This is a genomic window from Luteibacter sp. UNC138MFCol5.1, assembly GCF_900110505.1.
GTDB lineage: Bacteria > Pseudomonadota > Gammaproteobacteria > Xanthomonadales > Rhodanobacteraceae > Luteibacter.
The window spans coordinates 342,498-358,650 of sequence record NZ_FODZ01000002.1 but is presented as its reverse complement, the minus strand read 5'-3'; the positions used below and the strand labels follow the sequence as shown (position 1 = coordinate 358,650).

Below are 16,153 nucleotides of genomic sequence, written 5' to 3'. Positions count from 1 at the left end.
CCGCAGCATCGCGAACGCTTCGTGATTTGCAGTCGCGGAGCGGGTCTTCTAGCCTTGGGGGCCCGGATGGCGCGTCGCGCCGTCCTTTATCTCCTCCAGAGCGAGAATTCCATGCAGATCGCCAACCGCCACGCCGTCTCCTTCCACTACACGCTGACCGACGACCAGGGCAACGTCATCGACAGCTCGGAAGGCCGCGAGCCGCTGGCCTACATCCATGGCGAAGGCCATATCGTCCCGGGCCTCGAGAAGGCGCTGGAAGGCCGCCAGCCGGGCGACCAGTTCAAGGTGGACGTGGTGCCGGAGGAAGGCTACGGCGTGCGCCACGACGAACTCGTGCAGGTGGTTCCGCGCGCGGCGTTCCAGGGCGTGGAAGACCTCCAGCCGGGCATGCAGTTCCAGGGTCGCAACGACCAGGGCAGCATCAACGTCACCGTGAGCAAGATCGAGGGCGACAACGTCACCGTCGACGGCAACCACCCGCTCGCCGGCCAGACGCTGCACTTCGCGGTCGAGATCACCGACGTGCGCGAGGCGACGGAGGAAGAACTGTCGCACGGCCACGTCCACGGCGCCGGCGGTCACCACCACTAAGCGCCGGCGAGCCACCTGTGGGAGCGCACCCGGGCGCGACATCTTTTGAGGCCGTGACCCGGAGCTGGCGCGCCAGCCTGGGGATCGAGGCGAAAAGCCGTCGCGGCCAGGTCCGCTCCCACCACCATCGCACCTGTAGGAGCGCGCCCTGCGCGCGACATGTTTTGAGGCCGTGACCGGGAGCTGGCGCGCCAGCCTGCGGACCGGCCAGGTCCGCTCCCACCACCATCGCACCTGTAGGAGCGCGCCCTGCGCGCGACATCTTTTGAGGCCATGACCCGGAGCTGGCGCGCCAGCCTGGGGATCGAGGCGAAAAGCCGTCGCGGCCAGGTCCGCTCCCACCATCGCATCTGTAAGAGCGCACCTGGGCGCGACCTCTTTTGAGGCCGTGCCCCGGAGCTGGCGCGCCACCTTGGGGACCGAGGCGAAAAGCCAGGTCCGCTCCCACCATCGCACCTGTGGGAGCGCACCTGGGCGCGACATCTTTTGAGGCCGTGACCAGGAGCTGGCGCGGCCGGGTCTGCACCCGGAATCGCCCTCGGCTAACTCAGTACCAATCGAGCAGCGACACACCCAGGCCCAGGTACGTGGCGCGGTGGTTGTAGTCGATCAGGCTTTCGCCATAGCCGTTGAACACCTCGAGGTAGCCGCGCAGGTTCCCCGCGACCGGGAAGCTCCACGTTCCGCGCAGCGAGCCGTGCGAGCGATCGCCGGAGCGGAACGAGTGCCGTGCCGTGAGGCCGAATTCCTGGCGCCCGACCTCGTGCACCACCTGGATCTCGCCGCGACCCATGTAATCCTGGATGTCGGGATTGTCGTCGTCCTTGCGATCCTCGGGAATGCGCCACCACGGACGAAGCATCACCGTCCAGCCTTCGCGTTCGAAGCCGATGTCCGCGATGACGCGGTTCCAGCTTCGCGACAGCGGATCGGCGCGGCCGTTCGATTGATGGTTGACGCCGATGCCGGCGAGGCGGCCCGTCCAGCCGAGGATCTGGTAGTTCGTGTTGAACACCAGCATCGCCTCGGGCTCGTAGTTGGTTTCGCGGAAGGGCCGCGAGTTGTCCTTGTTGTAGACCTGCCAGCGGGACGACTGCGTATAGCCCACCCACACATCGCCGTTGTCGTCGAACAGGTTCTCCGCGACCTTGGTCTTCAGGCTTATCTGGAACTTGGCCTCGACATTGTCCAGCTTCTGCGGCGTAGTCACCGTGTGGTCGGGCGCAGGGCTGTGCGGGCGCGTGTTCTGTTTCGAGCTGGCGAAGATCGGCAGCGCGTAGGTGGGCTTGTAGCCGCGCAGGTTGAACGTGCCGAGCTTCGATTCCGGCGACAGTTCCCAGCGGCTGTCGAGCAGCGACAGCGGGCGGGCGACCTCTCCGGAATTGCGTGTCGCAAGGTCGACGCTGGGCGATCGCGCGGCCGGGTCTTCCTTCTTCGCGGCCTGCGGAAGCCGGTCGCGGCCCACGGCCTTGTCGTAGCAGAGCAGGCGCTGCGCATCGGTTTCGATACCGGCGCAGGCGCGGATGTCGGTGGGGCTGGGGTTCTGCGCGAAGGCCATCCCCGCATGCAGGCAGGCGTAGACACCTGCGGCGCCAACGGCGCGAATGGATTTCATGGCTTTCGACTCCCTGCGGTCCGGCATGGGGCCGGCGACCCGGGAGTGTAGCCGCCGCAAATGTCTGCGAATCGTGGAGCGCGATCGCCGTCATGCGCGCGTTCATGCGGCGCGTCGGTTCAGCCATTTCGGGGGCGAGCGCGGAACACCTCGCCCCCGAACGGCTTCGGCTAGCGGCGATTACTGACCGCCGGCACCCGACTGGCGCACCCACTTCTCATACGCGGACTTGCTCAGCGTTTCGCCCTTGGTCGCGTACAGCCAGTCGTTGGCGAGCAGCGGATAGGCCTTGGCGTCTTCCTTGGTGATCGACTTCTTGCCCTTGGCCAGCGTCTCGAACGACGGCGGCGGGCCTGCCTTCGTCGCCGGAGCGGGGCTGCTGTTCACCGTGACCTGGCCCTGGGGCGTGGGCATTGTCGCGCCCGTGGAGCCCGCCTCCATGCCGGCGGCTGGCGGCGGAGGCATCGGTGCACCGGGCGGCGGCGGAGGCGGCGGCGGGGCCTGGGCGGCCGGCGGCGGCGCGGCCGGATCCGGAGGCAGGGCGTCCGTCGGGGGAGGCGGCGGAGGCACGTTGCCCGGCGGCGGAGGCGGAAGCGGGGTGGCTTCGCCGGGCGGCGGTGGCGGAACCTGATTGGGGGATGAGGGCGGGTTCTGGGCGAACGCCGCGCCTGCCAGCAGCAGCGATGCGCCAAAGCCGATGGCGCGTGCACGGTACTTCATGGATGGCCTCCTTTCGTCAGCGGTGGGGGTGCCGTCGAGTGGATAAGACGGCATCGTTGCCGACGCTAGCAAGGAACGATTTAATGGCGACCCAACTGCGAGAAGGCCTCTACCGTGGCGTCACGTGCAACCGACGTGCCTTCGACGGGCACCGTGATCCGGCTGTCTCCGCGGTCCGCCCAGCTGATCCACCTGGGTGCGCAAGGCCTTCTGCGACGAAGCACGCGCAGGGCGCGTCGCGGCGATGTCGTGCCCACGATCGCACGCATGGGCGTGCTGCAGATCGACACGATCAACGTCGTCGCGCGTAGCCCCTACATGGTGCTCTTCTCGCGCCTCGGACCCTATACGAACGACTGGCTGGACGACGCGCTCGCCGAGGGACGCATCGCGGAGTGCTGGGCCCACGAGGCATGTTTCGTTCCGTCGACCGAGTTCCGTTGGCATCGCGATTACCGTTCCGGCCGCGCGGGGCACTGGGCGCATCGAAGCGCGGAGCGCACGTACGCCGAGGCGCGGATCGACATGGAGGCGCTGCTCGACCGGATCCGCCGCGAAGGACCATTGCGTGCGGCCGACTTCGAGCGCGAAGGCACCGGCACGAAAGGATGGTGGGGCTGGAAACCCGAGAAGCGCTGGCTCGAGGCATGGTTCGCGCTGGGCAGGCTGATGGTCGCCCGGCGCGATCGCTTCCAGCGTGTCTACGACCTTTCGGAGCGCGTCGTCGCCGGCTGGCCGGAGCCGCCACCTTCGGGAACGCTCGACGAGGCGACCGTCCGGCGGCATTTCATCGTCGAAAGCGTGCGTGCGCTCGGCATCGCGAAGGCGCGCTGGATCGCCGATTATTTTCGCCTGAGGCCGCGCGTCACCGACGACGAGCTCGCGCCGCTCGTCGCGGACGGCACGCTGTCACGCGTCGAGGTCGATGGGTGGAGCGACGCCGCGTACGTGCACCGGGAGCACGGCGATCTTCTTGCAGAGGGCGCGCGCAACGCGCTGCGTGCTTCCCGGACCACCTTGCTGTCACCGTTCGATCCGGTCGTGTGGGACCGGGCCCGGGCCCTCGAGCTGTTCGGGTTCGAATACACGATCGAGTGCTACACGCCGGCGGCGAAGCGGAAATACGGCTACTACGCGTTGCCCATCCTGCATCGAGGCAGGCTCATCGGTCGCGTCGACGCCAAGGCGCACCGGCAGTCGGGCATGTTTCAGGTGATCGGGATATGGCTCGAAGACGGCGTGCAGGCGTCCGTGCCGGTCGTGCAGGGCGTGGCCGAAGCGATATCGACGTGCGCCGCGTGGCACGGCACCCCGAGGGTGGTCGTCGAACGCGGCCAGCCAAGGGGGCTGGCCGCGTTGTTCCAGGCGGCGCTGGACGCCTGATCAGCGGGTGGAGGCGGGCGCCGGCACGTCCGCGCAGGACTTGCCGTGCAGGGCTTCCTTGAGCTGGTTCGCGAGCGACGTGCAGCGGTTGCCGAGCTGGTCGCGCATGTCCGGATCCTGCGATTGCTTCAGCAGGCTCGTCCGCATCATGTCGTAGCGGGTGTCGATCTGGTCGCGGGCGTAGATGCCGGCGGCCAGGTGGCAGGTCTTGTAGCTGGCGAGATACTCGTCGCAGGACGCGATGCCGGTGCTCTCGGGCAGCGGGGCGTCCTTGACGCTTGTGCGGGTGGTCGTGCGCGTGGTCGTCGTGCTGGTGCTGCCGGTGGACTTCGTGCCGCTGGACGCCGGCGTCGCCGTGGTGGTCACGGTGCGGGTGGTGGTCGGGGCCGGCTTCGTCGAGTGGTCCGAACAGGCGGCCAGGGCGAGGGCGCCTGCGAGGAAAGGAATCAGTCGGAGCGTGTGGCGGTTCATGGTCGGCGGTCCCCCTTTCGGTAACGGTGACGGTGGCAAAAACGGACAGTCGAGTCGCACACCGGGTGCGACGCGGCGCAAGCATGTTCCCACACGGGGTGAAAACCGCGTCAGCGCGGGGCGGTTCGATCGGCGCCCATCGCTATTTGCGTCGAGCGCGAGTATAGTCGGCGGACTGTGTTTGCCGGGGTCATAGAGTTACGTTGACCCGATGCAGCTGATCACGTATCCGCAACATCGCTTCGCTCCTCGCGTTTCCTTGCACACCAGTAACGCAGCGACTTACGTCAAGTCGCTGGTTTCATTCGTAAAAATTGGAGTGTTTCTATGTCGGATCGTGAGATCGGCACCGTCAAGTGGTTCAACGATGCCAAGGGCTTCGGCTTCATTTCCCGTGAGAACGGCCCGGACGTGTTCGTGCACTTCCGCGCCATCCAGGGTAACGGCTTCAAGTCGCTCGCCGAAGGCGAGAAGGTCTCCTTCAAGGTCGTGAACGGCCAGAAGGGCCTGCAGGCCGAAGAAGTCAACAAGGCCTGATACGTCTTGCGACAAGCTTCGTGAAAAGACCGGGCGGAAACGCCCGGTTTTTTTTTGCCCGGCGGTCGTGCGGACTTCGCGGGTCGGCGCCTTTATTCCTAGGCCATTTTCTTATTTGTGAAGCCGGATAAGGCTTTAATCGCCTTCATTGGCGTGATCGGCGTCAAAAAATCGACCTGTGTAGGCATTCCCCTACAGAACTTTGGCGAAATGTGGTTATCATCCGACTTACTGTGTCTGCGCGGTCACGAGAGTGACCCGATGTAAGCGAGTAATCCGACGCTCCATCGCCTCACCCGGTCCTGCATGCCCAGTAAGTCGCCGGCTCACGCGAGCCGGGTTATTCGTGTGTTGGATAGAGGTGTGTGTGATGGCAACTGGTACTGTTAAGTGGTTCAACGACGCCAAGGGCTTCGGCTTCATTACTCAGGATGAGGGCGGCCCGGACGTGTTCGTGCACTTCCGTTCGATCCAGGGCAACGGCTTCAAGTCGCTTGCCGAGGGTCAGAAGGTGGAATACACCGTGACCCAGGGCCAGAAGGGCCCGCAGGCGGACAACGTCATTCCCAAGTGAGTCTTGCGGGCAGGCCTTCGGCCGCCCGATATTGCACGACTTCCGCTCCTCCGGCGCCCTGCGCCGGAGGAGCTTTTGCGCGCACGACGGATACCGCATGACGGACGCCACGGACGAACGGGTCGCACGGGAAACCATCCACCTCCGGATGGACGACGGGGCGACCGCCGATCTGCTCTTCTTCTGCCCCCGCGAGCGCTCCCTCGCGGCGTTGCTCTGGGTTCCCGCGCTTGGCGTGGCGGCACGCCACTACGAACCGTTCGCCCGGGCGCTCGCCGCGCACGGCATCACCGTGGGCATCCACGAATGGCGTGGCCACGGATCGAGCGACCGCCGGGCTGGTCGCCGATGCGACTGGGGCTACCGCGAACTGCTCACCTACGACCTGCCGCGTAGCCTCGATACGCTCGCCACCACCGTCGCGGATGTCCCGCTGCACGTGGGTGGCCATAGCCTTGGCGGACAGCTCGCCTGCCTGCTCGCCGGCATGACGCCGCACGAGCTGGCCGGCGTCGCGCTCGTCGCCAGCGGCGCCCCGTACTGGCGGCGCTTCCCCCCGTGGGTGCTGTTCGCGTACGTCGCCGCGCCGATGCTCGCCCACATGGTCGGCCGTCTGCCCGGCAGGCGGATCGGGTTCGGCGGCAACGAGGCGCGCGGCGTGATCGCCGACTGGTCCCGTAGCGGCCGCCGTGGCGTTTACGCCGCGGTGGGGCTCGCGGTGGACCTCGAGGCGGCGCTCGGTCGTCAGCGTGCGCCGGTGCGCGCGTTGAGGCTCCAGGACGACTGGCTGGCGCCGGCGTCGTCGCTGGATTTCCTGCTCGACAAGATGCCCGACGCGCCGCGCGACACGGGTGTCGTGACGCCCGACGAGCTCGGCGGCGAACGCGCCGATCATTTCGCCTGGATGAAACAGCCGGCCAGCGTGGCACGCCGCCTCGCGAACGGCATGTTGCAAGGCTGAGCGGCACGCACGGCGACACACGCGTACCATCCGTCCACCCCCACGTTTGCTAGGCTCTCATCTGTTTCCCGGGGAGAAGCCCATGACCACCATTCCCATCGACGGCAAGCAACGCGACCTCGGTGGCGGCTTCGTCGTACGCCGCATGCTTCCGCATCTGAAAGCGCGTCACGTCGGCCCGTTCGTTTTCTTCGACCAGATGGGGCCTGCGTCGTTCGAGGACGACGCCGGTCTCGACGTGCGTCCGCACCCGCACATCGGTCTGGCCACCGTCACGTGGCTGTTCGATGGCGTCATCCGCCACCGCGACAGCCTCGGCAGCGCCGTCGACATCCGTCCCGGCGAAGTCAACTGGATGACTGCCGGACGGGGCATCGTGCACTCCGAGCGCACGCCGCCGGAGGTCCGCCCCGCCGGCGAGGCGCACAACGGGAATCTGCACGGCATCCAGGTATGGGTGGCGCTGCCGAAGAGCCACGAACGCATCGAGCCCGAGTTCCACCACCACGCCGCGGGCGAACTGCCCGTGGTGGAGCGCGACGGTGCGCGGCTCGTCGTGATCGCGGGCGACGCGTTCGGCGAACGATCGCCGGTACGCGTGTTCGCACCGATGTTCTTCGTCGAGGCGCGGCTGCGGAAGGGCGCACGTGTCGCGATGCCGGCGCAGCACGCCGAGTGGGGCGCCTACGTCGTCGAGGGTGCCGCGCGCTTCGGCGACGTGGAACTCGGCAAGCTGGACATGGCCGTGGCGCACGACGGCGACCCGCCCGAACTCGTCGCGCACGAGGATTCGTTGATCATGCTGTTCGGCGGCGCACCGCTCGATGGCGAGCGCCACCTGTGGTGGAACTTCGTCGCGAGCTCCCCGGAGCTCATCGAGGCGGCCAAGGCCGATTGGTCGGAAGGCCGTTTCCCGATCGTGCCCGGCGACGAATACGAACGCATTCCCTTGCCCACGTACTGAAGACGAGGCGCGTCATGGCCCGGTTCGCCAGTTTCCGCGAGTTCTATCCCTATTACCTCGGCGAGCACGCGGACGTGCGCTGCCGACGCCTCCATTTCGCGGGCAGCTGGGTCGTGCTCGTCGCGCTCGCGATGCTCGTGGCCACCGGCCAGGCCTGGTGGCTCCTGGCGGCCCTGGTCGGTGGCTACGGTTTCGCATGGGTGGGTCACTTCGTCTTCGAGAAGAACCGGCCGGCGACGTTCCGGCATCCGTTCTACAGCTTCATGGGCGACTGGGCGATGTTCCGGGACATCCTGCGTGGACGCGTTTCACTGCGCTGAACGCGTCCACGCGATCCGTCACGCGACTTCCGCGGCTGCCGCCTTGCCCTGTTCGCGCTGCTCCCTGCGCGCCGCGCTCCACGTCGGCAGCGCCATGTCGTCGCGCGCGACGCGGCACGCGTGCAGGAGCCGCTCGACGTCGCCGTCGCTCATGCCCGCATTCAGCGTGAGGCGGAGCAGCGAACGGTTGACCGTCGTCGCCGGCGCGCTGAACACGGAGCCGAAGATCCCATGCCGCTCCATCACGTCGCGCACGTGGCCGGTGAGGATTTCCTGGCCCGCCTCGAACGCGATGATCTGCTCCGTGCCGTCGCCGATGGGATAGCCGAGCTCGGTCAGCTCGTGGCGCACGCGTCGCGTGACGGCGCGCAGCCGCTGCCTGCGCCAGCCCTCCGTCTGGATCACGCGGTGCCCCGCCGAGAGACCGGCGAGCTCATGCGGGAGTAACGACGAACTGAAGATCGCCGGCAACGCCTCGCAACCGAAGTAATCCTTGAAGCGCGTCGTGCACGCGATGAAACCGGCGCGCGAGCAATACGCCTTCGCGAGGCTCGCCGTGATGAAGTGCACGCGGTCGTTGAGGCCGAGGCTGGCGACGAGGCCTTCGCCGCGCGCGCCATGCGTGCCGAGCGAATGGGATTCGTCGACGACCAGCACGCATCCGTGCGCTTCCGCCACGGCGGCGATGTCCGTGAGCGGCGCCAGGCTGCCGTTCGTGCTGTACACGGCGTCGACGACGATCACGCCGGCGCCGTTGCGCAGCACCTGCCTTTCCAGGTGCGCGACGTCGTTGTGCAGCACCGGCACCGCTTTCGCTCCCGCGCTGCGTATGCCTTCCCATAGCGAGGCGTGCGCGAGCATGTCGATGTAGACCGGAATACGCTCCCCGGCCAGCGACTGGATCAGCCCGACGTTCGCGGCGAAGCCCGACTGGGCGAGGATGCCGTCCTCGCTGCCCACGGCACGGGCGAGCTCGGCCTCGGCCCGATGCAGGGGCTGATCGGCATCCTGCTGGAAGAGGGCGGACATCATCATGCCGAGGCCACCCGTCGCGAGCGCGTCGCGCTGGGCCTCGACGATGTCCGGATGGCCGGCGATGGCGAGGTAATCATTGCTTTGGAGCATCAGGTCGCCGTCGGACGGACGCCGGCCGCGCAAAATGTGACGGCCACCCCAGTCGATGGCCACCCGTTCATTGTGAAATCGATCGACCCTGCGTGCGACGAATGCCGGAAGCTCCGGCGCCTTGACGATCGGGTGGAGGATGGAAACGTTTTCCATGGTCTTCTCTCTCTGTCAGCGGGCGAACTTCGCCGCCGCCCGACGGACGGCGCACGCACGCCGGCCTCGCCCTGCCAGGCGCGAAATCGTCACAGAGGTACGCGAACGACCGCCCGCGAGGGCCTGCCGCACCCCATGGCTTTGAGACAGAGAGGGCACGGCCAGGGGCCGCACCGGTTGGATTTCACGGGCGACAGGACGCCGCTGCGCCGATCCCGCCGGCGCATGAGAGTGGCGAGCCTGGGATAGAGGCCCTAGATGCGGTGTGAACGGCTGTCCGCGGCCAGGCTGAGATCCTGTTCGCGCAGCCACGTGCGGTACGACTTCACGTGTTGCAGCCGGAAACGCTCCACATCGTCGATGAGGGCGTAGTAGTACCACTGTTCGCCGGAGACGGCAGTCGCGGGGTGCAGCTGCGACTCGGGATCGCGGACGCCCCGGTGGTAGAAGCCGTCGCGGGAGTTGAACCAGGGCAGGGCCGCACCCTGGCGAAGCGCCTCGAGGACGGCCGGAGGCGCCCCGAGATCTGCCGCAATTTCATAGTGGGTGCGCAGGTCCTCGTCCGTCTGGACTAGGAGGAAGCGCCCGATGCCCCAGGCGTCCACCAGCAGCAGGCCGGTCGGATTGCAGTGCACGTAACACTCGACGGGCTGGAAGGTGGCGGTCACCGACTGCAGGACCTCGCGGAACGCGGGATCGCGCAGGAAGCGGAAATTGCCGAGGGCCAGCGTTTCGGCGACGAAGGCGCTGGCGCGCTCGAAGTAGCGGCGCTGCAGTTCCGTGATGGCCGTCTGCAGCTTGGAGATCGCCTCGGGATCGTTCTTGCGGATGAAGCGGTCGATGACGCCCGAATTGAAGGCGTCGATGGCGGTGGCGTCGTCCGCGCGGCCGGTCAGGAGGATCTTGCCGATGTGCGGGTTGGGCAGGCGCTTGCAGAAGCTGATGCCGTCCATTTCGGGCATCGCCTGATCGACCACCACGACGGAGATCTCGGCGAAGCGCTCCGGATCGTAGACCACGCGGTGGATGGAATCGATGTCCAGCGCGACCAGTTCCTGGGTCTCGGACGGGCGGTCCTTCCAGCGGTAGAGCCAGCCGCCGCCGGGAACGGGCCGGCTGCCGTTGTTGCCCAGCGTCGCCAGCGCGTTGCGCGGCGAGCTGAAGGTCCGCACCCGCATCATCGGGTCGAGCAGCAACGGGACCACGTCGAGGTATTCCTCGTGGTCGTCGACCAGCACGGTGGTGGTCGGGAAATGGAAGGGCTGGATGTCGCCCTGCGAGTTCAACGTCATCACTGCCGGTCCCCGGTCTCCGGATGCGGAAAGGAGAGGGTGAACTCCGTGAATTCCCCCAGATTGGTACGGCACGAGATGCCTCCGCCCATATGCTCCATCGCCTCGCGACAAAAAGCGAGTCCTATGCCGAGGCCGGTCACGTTGCCCGTCCCCGCGCTGTCGCTGGCGTGGGAGTAAAACCGGTTGAAAATGCGGGGAAGAACGTCCGGAGGGATGCCCGGGCCGGTGTCGTGGACCCGTATCCGGTTGACCAGTTCGCCCGGCTCGACGAAGACCCGGATGTCGCCCTTGCCGGCCCGATCGGTATGAAAAAGTGCATTCCGCAGCAGATTGAAGAGGACGTGGACCACCAGGGCCTCCTCCCCGAGCAGCCGGAAGTCGCCCGCCACCGAGAGGGTGATGCGCTCGCGCTCCGCGCGGGAGCCGTAGGGGAAGCGTCGCAGCGCCTGGTCCACCAGTTCGCGGGCCGCGAGGGGGCTGAGCGGCACCTCGCCGATCGGCCGGGCCGCCAGCAGCAGCATGTCGATGATCGTGTTCGCGTAGGTGACCTCGCGCTCCATGACCCCGATGCTGCGCTCCAGTGCGTGCAGGTTCTGCGCGCGGACTTCCGGCACCGGCAGCCCCTCGGATTCCGCGAGCCGGTGGCTGCGGATCAGGTCGGGCATGAACCGGGCCACGGCGCGGGCGGCGATGCGCAGGGACCCCAGCGGCGTGCGCAGCTCGTGGGCGATGTTGTTGGATGCGGCCGTCAGGGCGTCGATGCGCGACTGTTCCGCCATGTTGGCCGAGACCGTGCACGTCGCGCCGCCGACCATGCCGAACATCAGCAGCGGGATGTATTCGAGCATCGTCCGCGCGTGCAGGTGGGCCTCCGGCGACAGCGCGAAGACCAGCGCGGCCAGCGCGCTGCCGATGGTGAAGACGACGAGGAAGCTGGCGATGTCGAACAGCATCATCAGCAGCATCACGCACGCCAGGTGCGTCATCAGCCAGGCCGGCGTCGCGTTGCGCAGGGTCATGTAACCGACGAAGAAGGGCATCGCGATGGTCATCGCGAAGTACCAGTAGGTGGGCAGGTGCGTCCGCAGCCGCCGCGGCCACCAGGGCAGCAGGGCCAGCGGGATGAACGTGGCGCTGCAGATCAGCCGCATGGGCAGGTTTTCGTACGGCTGCGGGAAGAGGTACGCCCAGATGGGGTAGTACACGGCCAGGCAGAAGCTGCCGACGACGCCGATGGCCACCATCTTGGGCTGCGAGTACCGCGTCCGCAGGAACATCGTGGTTTCGAAGCGCTCGAGCGCGCGCATCAGCAGCCACAACTGCAGCCGGAAGAACTGCCGGGGCCGGGTGGTGTCCGGCGTCGCGGCGGTGCCCGGCAAGGCGTCCGTCGTTCGGTCGTCGCTCACGGCTGGGCACCGCCGCTCATCGGTACTGCCGGTGACAGGACTGGCACGCCTCGCCGACCGGCGCGAGCGTGGCCGTCAGCGCCTCGCAGTTCGCGGGTGCCGCCGCCACGGCGGCGTCCAGCGCCGTGCCGAGATGGTCGGCCGCCGCATAGAACGCCGCGTCCATGTCCGGGAAGGCGTCGCGCACGTCCGTGGCCGCGGAGCGCATCCGCCCGAACCGGAGCACGGAGGCCTTGGCATCGCACTGGTTCGCCCGCACGTTGGCGCGCAGTACGCCCATGTGGTGCTGCATCACGGCCATCACGCCCCGATGGAAAGGGGTGCCCTGGTGAAGGGCGGACAGGGCGAAGGTCGCCCCCATCGCGCCTGTCACGAGGCCGAGGATGACGAGTAGCAGCGGGCGCATTGGTGGTCCATCGCATACGAGGACGCCAGCATAGCCCACGGTCACGTTTGTTCAATATGAGACAATGAGCACCTATTCCCCCAGCGAGTCCCCCGTGAGCACGGCCCAGGCCGAACGTTTCGCCGGCATCGAGCGACTGTACGGTCGCGGCACCCTCGACCGCCTCGCCCATGCGCACGTCTGCGTGATCGGCGTGGGTGGCGTGGGCTCGTGGGCGGCCGAGGCGCTGGCACGCAGCGGCATCGGCCGGCTGACGCTGATCGACGGCGACGACGTGTGCCTCTCCAACACGAACCGCCAGATGCACGCGCTGGACGGTCAGTACGGCAAGCCGAAGGTCGGCGTCGTGGCGGAGCGCGCCCATGCCATCAGCCCGACGATCCGGCTCGAGGCGATGGAGCGTTTCCTCACCCCGTCGACGCTCGACGAACTGCTCGACCGCGGCTACGACGTCGTCATCGACGCCTGCGACGCGCTCAAGGTCAAGCTGGAGACCATCGTGTGGTGCCGCCGCCGGAAGGTGCCGCTCGTCACCGTGGGCGCGGCGGGAGGCCGGACCGATCCGACGCAGATCCGCGTGCGCGACCTTTCGCGCACCGAGCACGACGCGATGCTCAGCATGATCCGCAAGAAGCTCCGCCAGGAGCATGGCTTCCCGCGGAATCCGGATCGCTTCTTCGGCGTGTCGGCCGTGTACTCGATGCAGAACGTGCAGTACCCGCAGGCGGACGGCACGGTATGCGGCGTGCGTCCGCCGGGCAGCGATGCGCTCAAGCTCGACTGCGGCGGCGGCCTGGGCGCGGCGACGCATGTCACCGGTGCCTTCGCGTTCGCGGCGGTGGGCAAGGCGCTCGAGAAACTGACCGCGAAACCGAAGGCCTGATCAGCGCGCCTCGGCGACGATCGACAGCGCCTCTTCGAGCCGGCCGACGTCTTCCTCGGCGCCGAGCGACAGCCGGACACCCTGCGGCCGTCGGGGCCGCGACACGAAGTTCGACGAGCGCGCCACGCGCACGCCGCGAGCGAGCAGGCGACGCTCCACGCCCAAGGGATCCGTCGCCGGAAGCCAGGCATGCAGGCACGCGCCGTTCACGATCAGATCGTCACCGACGATGCGCCGGGCGAGCCGTCCGCGTTCGCGCATGCTTCCGGCCAGCCCCTGCAGGTGCGCGTCGAGGCTGCCGTCGTCCATGCAACGCGCGACGATGCGCGGCCAGAGGGTGGGGAGTCCATCCTGCTCCCGCTGGATCAACGCGGTGGTCGACGCGTGCGATTCGCGGTCCGGGTGGAGCAGCCAGCCGACCCGCAGGCCGGGGCCGAGGATCTTGCCGATGCCGCCCGCGTGGAAGACGCGGTCGGGCGCGAGCGACGCCAGCGACGGCAGCGCCTCGCCGCTGAACGTCGCCAGCGGCGAATAGACGTCCCCCTCGATGAGGATCAGTCCGAGCTCCCGCGCCGTGGCGACGATCGCCTGGCGCCGCGCGAGCGGCATGGTGACCGTCGTGGGGTTCTGATACGTGGGCTGGACGTAGAAGACCTGCGCGGCGTGACGGCGCGCGGCCTGGGCGAGCGCCTCGGGCCGGGCGCCGTGCTCGTCCGCCGCGACGTCGACGCACTGGATGCCCATGCCCCGCGCGGCGGTCCGGAAGCCGTGGTACGTGCGCTCCTCGACCAGCACGACCCGGTTCCGCGGCATTGCCGCGTGGAGCAGGGTGAGCCCCAGTGCATGCCGCGCGCCGATGGTCAGCGCGATCAGCGCCGGATCGACCCCCGCGTGCCCCGATGCCCGCGCGAGCCAGCGCGCGATCGCTTCGCGGACGTCGAGGGGACCGGCGAGATCGGGATAGGCCAGCGCGTCGGCGTCCACCGTGGTCCGGGCGAGTCGCGCGTTGAGCAGCGTCGCCGCGTTCAGGCGAAGGGGCAGGTTGACGGCAAGATCGTAGTTCGGCGCCATGCGGGCATTGTAGGCTTGCCCACCATGTGGTGCGTCTATCTCATCGAATGCCGTAACGGCGCCTGGTACGCGGGCATCACCAACGACCTGGAGGCGCGCTACGCCGCCCACGTCGCCGGAAAGGGTGCCCGCTACACGCGCGCCAATCCGCCGGTGCGCCTGCTCGGTTCGCGCCCGTTCCCCGATCGCTCGGCCGCGTCGAAGGCCGAGCACGAGGTCAAGCGGCTGCCGAAGGCACGCAAGCTCGCGTGGCTCGGGACGCAGCCTGCGTGACCAGGCGTGGATCAGGGCAACGCGTAGCTCAGGTCGTAGAAGTGCTTGCCGTCGCGGATGTCGATCGTCAGCGTCCCGCTGATCCCCTTGAGGTCGCCGCTGCCTGAGTCCGGCACGATCGTGATGGACAGGTCGCGGCCCGCGGCGGACATGACGCCGCGATGGACGAGCGCGAACGCGTCCTTCCTGCCGCCCAGCGTGCCCTCGAAGCGTTCGACCGCGACGTAGGCCGCGGAGCCCGGGGTCGCCGTGCTGGAGGCGGTCAGCATGGTGCCGGCGGAAGCTCCATCGAGGTCGCCGTGGAAGACCTTGGTCAGGGTCATCGCCCCGAGTGCCGACCCGTCCCGCTCGTCCGGCTTGCCGGAAGGCGTCATGGTGACGTCGAACGAACCGTGCGCTTGCTGTGACATAGGGTACCCGTAGGCGATGGAGTGACTTAGGATGAGCGCGACAAGCACGCTCCGGCGCAGGAAACGCATGACGTCCTCCGGTCGGAAAATGGAGCCCTTACGGCTTCCACCGTCGACGAAGATACTGCCATGGAAGCCCGCCCCCATACGAAGATCACCCCCGACTGGCATCGCTGGATCGGCGAGTCGCTGGCCGCCGGCCACGGTCCCGCGGATCTCCTGACCACGATGCGCGAGCACCGGTTCGACGAGCGCGCCGCGCGCGACGCGATCGCCGACGCCGTGTTCGGCGGGGCCGCGCCGCGCGAGGCGTCCGACGCGGTGCCGGCGTCCTTCCGCAGCCGCCTGGGCGAGGGGCACGTCCTCGACGCCGGCGATCGCCGCGTCCGCGTCCTCGCGCGGGTAGCGCGTCCGCTCATCGCCATCCTCGATGGCGTGCTCGACGCCGACGAGTGCGCGGCGCTGCGCGAGATGGCGACGTCGCGTCTCGCGCGCTCGCAGGTCGTCAGCCCCGGCACGGGGCAGGGTGTCGTGCAGTCCATCCGCACCAGCGAGGGGGCCAACTTCGGCCGTTCCGAAAACGAACTGATCGCGCGCGTCGACGCGCGCGCGGCGCTCCTCATGCGACTGGGCGAAGAGCACGGCGAAGGCCTGCAGGCGATGCGTTACGGCGTCGGCGCGGAATACGTCGCCCACTACGATTACTTCCCGCCCGACGACCCCGGCAGCAGGGCGCATCTGGCGAGCGGCGGGCAGCGCGTGTCGACGCTCATCATGTACCTCAACGACGTGGAAGCGGGCGGCGAGACCATCTTCCCGCGCATCGATTTCAGCTACGTCCCACGCCTGGGGCAGGCGCTCTATTTCGAGTACACCACGCCCGAAGGCGCGCTCGATCCGCTGTCGCTGCATGGCGGCGCGCCGGTGCTCCGGGGCGAGAAGTGGATCCTGACGAAATGGATGCGCGAGCACGCCTTTCCCGGCTGACG

19 protein-coding genes are annotated in these 16,153 nt (G+C 68.2%); 10 read left to right on the top strand and 9 right to left on the bottom strand.

The genetic code is table 11. The annotated features are described in order from the left end of the window. Positions 1-111 precede the first annotated feature (111 nt). A complete protein-coding gene (locus BMY69_RS05945; RefSeq protein WP_090052594.1) occupies positions 112-594 on the top strand; it encodes an FKBP-type peptidyl-prolyl cis-trans isomerase in 483 nt (160 codons plus the stop codon). A 547-nt stretch (positions 595-1,141) separates the two neighbouring features. Here the strand turns inward: BMY69_RS05945 and BMY69_RS05940 are convergent. Next, a complete protein-coding gene (locus BMY69_RS05940; protein ID WP_255364502.1) occupies positions 1,142-2,152 on the bottom strand; it encodes a phospholipase A in 1,011 nt (336 codons plus the stop codon). A 237-nt stretch (positions 2,153-2,389) separates the two neighbouring features. Continuing rightward, the gene (locus tag BMY69_RS05935) at positions 2,390-2,929 is read right to left on the bottom strand and encodes a hypothetical protein (RefSeq protein ID WP_090176006.1); all 540 of its coding nucleotides are present in this window, start codon (positions 2,927-2,929) and stop codon (positions 2,390-2,392) included. Positions 2,930-3,043: 114 nt separating this feature from the next. Here BMY69_RS05935 and BMY69_RS05930 point away from each other — a divergent pair, with 114 nt between their 5' ends. Next, positions 3,044-4,312, top strand: a complete 1,269-nt coding sequence (locus BMY69_RS05930) for a winged helix-turn-helix domain-containing protein (protein ID WP_255364473.1) — start codon at positions 3,044-3,046, stop codon at positions 4,310-4,312. On the opposite strand, the gene BMY69_RS05925 is transcribed toward BMY69_RS05930, so the two are convergent. After that, positions 4,313-4,783: a hypothetical protein gene (locus tag BMY69_RS05925; RefSeq protein ID WP_090176003.1), complete on the bottom strand. Its 471-nt coding sequence runs from the start codon at positions 4,781-4,783 to the stop codon at positions 4,313-4,315. Between the two features lie 327 nt (positions 4,784-5,110). Here BMY69_RS05925 and BMY69_RS05920 point away from each other — a divergent pair, with 327 nt between their 5' ends. From BMY69_RS05920 to BMY69_RS05900, 5 genes are all read left to right on the top strand, one after another. Next, positions 5,111-5,320, top strand: a complete 210-nt coding sequence (locus tag BMY69_RS05920) for a cold-shock protein (protein ID WP_046967385.1) — start codon at positions 5,111-5,113, stop codon at positions 5,318-5,320. A gap of 370 nt (positions 5,321-5,690) precedes the next feature. Next, positions 5,691-5,894 (top strand): transcription antiterminator/RNA stability regulator CspE, encoded by a 204-nt coding sequence (locus tag BMY69_RS05915; protein ID WP_090052602.1) that lies wholly within the window; start codon positions 5,691-5,693, stop codon positions 5,892-5,894. 97 nt (positions 5,895-5,991) lie between these two features. Further along, on the top strand, positions 5,992-6,855 hold the full coding sequence (locus BMY69_RS05910; RefSeq protein WP_255364472.1) for an alpha/beta hydrolase family protein: 864 nt from the start codon (positions 5,992-5,994) through the stop codon (positions 6,853-6,855). An 82-nt stretch (positions 6,856-6,937) separates the two neighbouring features. After that, positions 6,938-7,819: a pirin family protein gene (locus BMY69_RS05905; protein WP_090052603.1), complete on the top strand. Its 882-nt coding sequence runs from the start codon at positions 6,938-6,940 to the stop codon at positions 7,817-7,819. A gap of 14 nt (positions 7,820-7,833) precedes the next feature. After that, positions 7,834-8,139 carry an Mpo1-like protein gene (locus tag BMY69_RS05900; protein ID WP_090052604.1) on the top strand — a complete coding sequence of 102 codons (306 nt, stop codon included), beginning with the start codon at positions 7,834-7,836 and terminating at the stop codon, positions 8,137-8,139. Between the two features lie 18 nt (positions 8,140-8,157). Here the strand turns inward: BMY69_RS05900 and cqsA are convergent, their stop codons facing one another. The 4 genes from cqsA to BMY69_RS05880 all read right to left on the bottom strand — a co-directional run bounded on the left by cqsA (position 8,158) and on the right by BMY69_RS05880 (position 12,527). Next, the gene (gene cqsA, locus BMY69_RS05895) at positions 8,158-9,420 is read right to left on the bottom strand and encodes an alpha-hydroxyketone-type quorum-sensing autoinducer synthase (protein ID WP_090176000.1); all 1,263 of its coding nucleotides are present in this window, start codon (positions 9,418-9,420) and stop codon (positions 8,158-8,160) included. A gap of 254 nt (positions 9,421-9,674) precedes the next feature. Further along, positions 9,675-10,712 carry a response regulator gene (locus BMY69_RS05890; RefSeq protein WP_090052608.1) on the bottom strand — a complete coding sequence of 346 codons (1,038 nt, stop codon included), beginning with the start codon at positions 10,710-10,712 and terminating at the stop codon, positions 9,675-9,677. Next, positions 10,712-12,121 carry a sensor histidine kinase gene (locus tag BMY69_RS05885; protein ID WP_090175997.1) on the bottom strand — a complete coding sequence of 470 codons (1,410 nt, stop codon included), beginning with the start codon at positions 12,119-12,121 and terminating at the stop codon, positions 10,712-10,714. The genes BMY69_RS05890 and BMY69_RS05885 overlap by 1 nt, the downstream gene beginning before the upstream one ends. 16 nt (positions 12,122-12,137) lie before the next feature. After that, a complete protein-coding gene (locus BMY69_RS05880) occupies positions 12,138-12,527 on the bottom strand; it encodes a cytochrome c (protein WP_090175995.1) in 390 nt (129 codons plus the stop codon). A 64-nt stretch (positions 12,528-12,591) separates the two neighbouring features. Between BMY69_RS05880 and BMY69_RS05875 the strand changes: the two genes are divergently transcribed. Then, a complete protein-coding gene (locus BMY69_RS05875) occupies positions 12,592-13,410 on the top strand; it encodes a tRNA threonylcarbamoyladenosine dehydratase (protein ID WP_090052615.1) in 819 nt (272 codons plus the stop codon). Here the strand turns inward: BMY69_RS05875 and BMY69_RS05870 are convergent, their stop codons facing one another. Further along, a complete protein-coding gene (locus BMY69_RS05870; protein WP_090175992.1) occupies positions 13,411-14,481 on the bottom strand; it encodes an aminotransferase-like domain-containing protein in 1,071 nt (356 codons plus the stop codon). 24 nt (positions 14,482-14,505) lie between these two features. On the opposite strand from BMY69_RS05870, the gene BMY69_RS05865 reads away from it, so the two are divergent. Continuing rightward, entirely contained in the window at positions 14,506-14,754 is a 249-nt protein-coding gene (locus BMY69_RS05865) for a GIY-YIG nuclease family protein (protein ID WP_090052619.1), read from the top strand. Between the two features lie 11 nt (positions 14,755-14,765). Here BMY69_RS05865 and BMY69_RS05860 read toward each other — a convergent pair whose 3' ends face one another. Next, complete coding sequence (locus BMY69_RS05860) at positions 14,766-15,164, bottom strand: DUF3224 domain-containing protein (protein WP_090176932.1); 399 nt, start codon at positions 15,162-15,164, stop codon at positions 14,766-14,768. A gap of 129 nt (positions 15,165-15,293) precedes the next feature. On the opposite strand from BMY69_RS05860, the gene BMY69_RS05855 reads away from it, so the two are divergent. Further along, positions 15,294-16,151 (top strand): 2OG-Fe(II) oxygenase, encoded by an 858-nt coding sequence (locus BMY69_RS05855; RefSeq protein WP_090175989.1) that lies wholly within the window; start codon positions 15,294-15,296, stop codon positions 16,149-16,151. Positions 16,152-16,153: the final 2 nt, after the last annotated feature.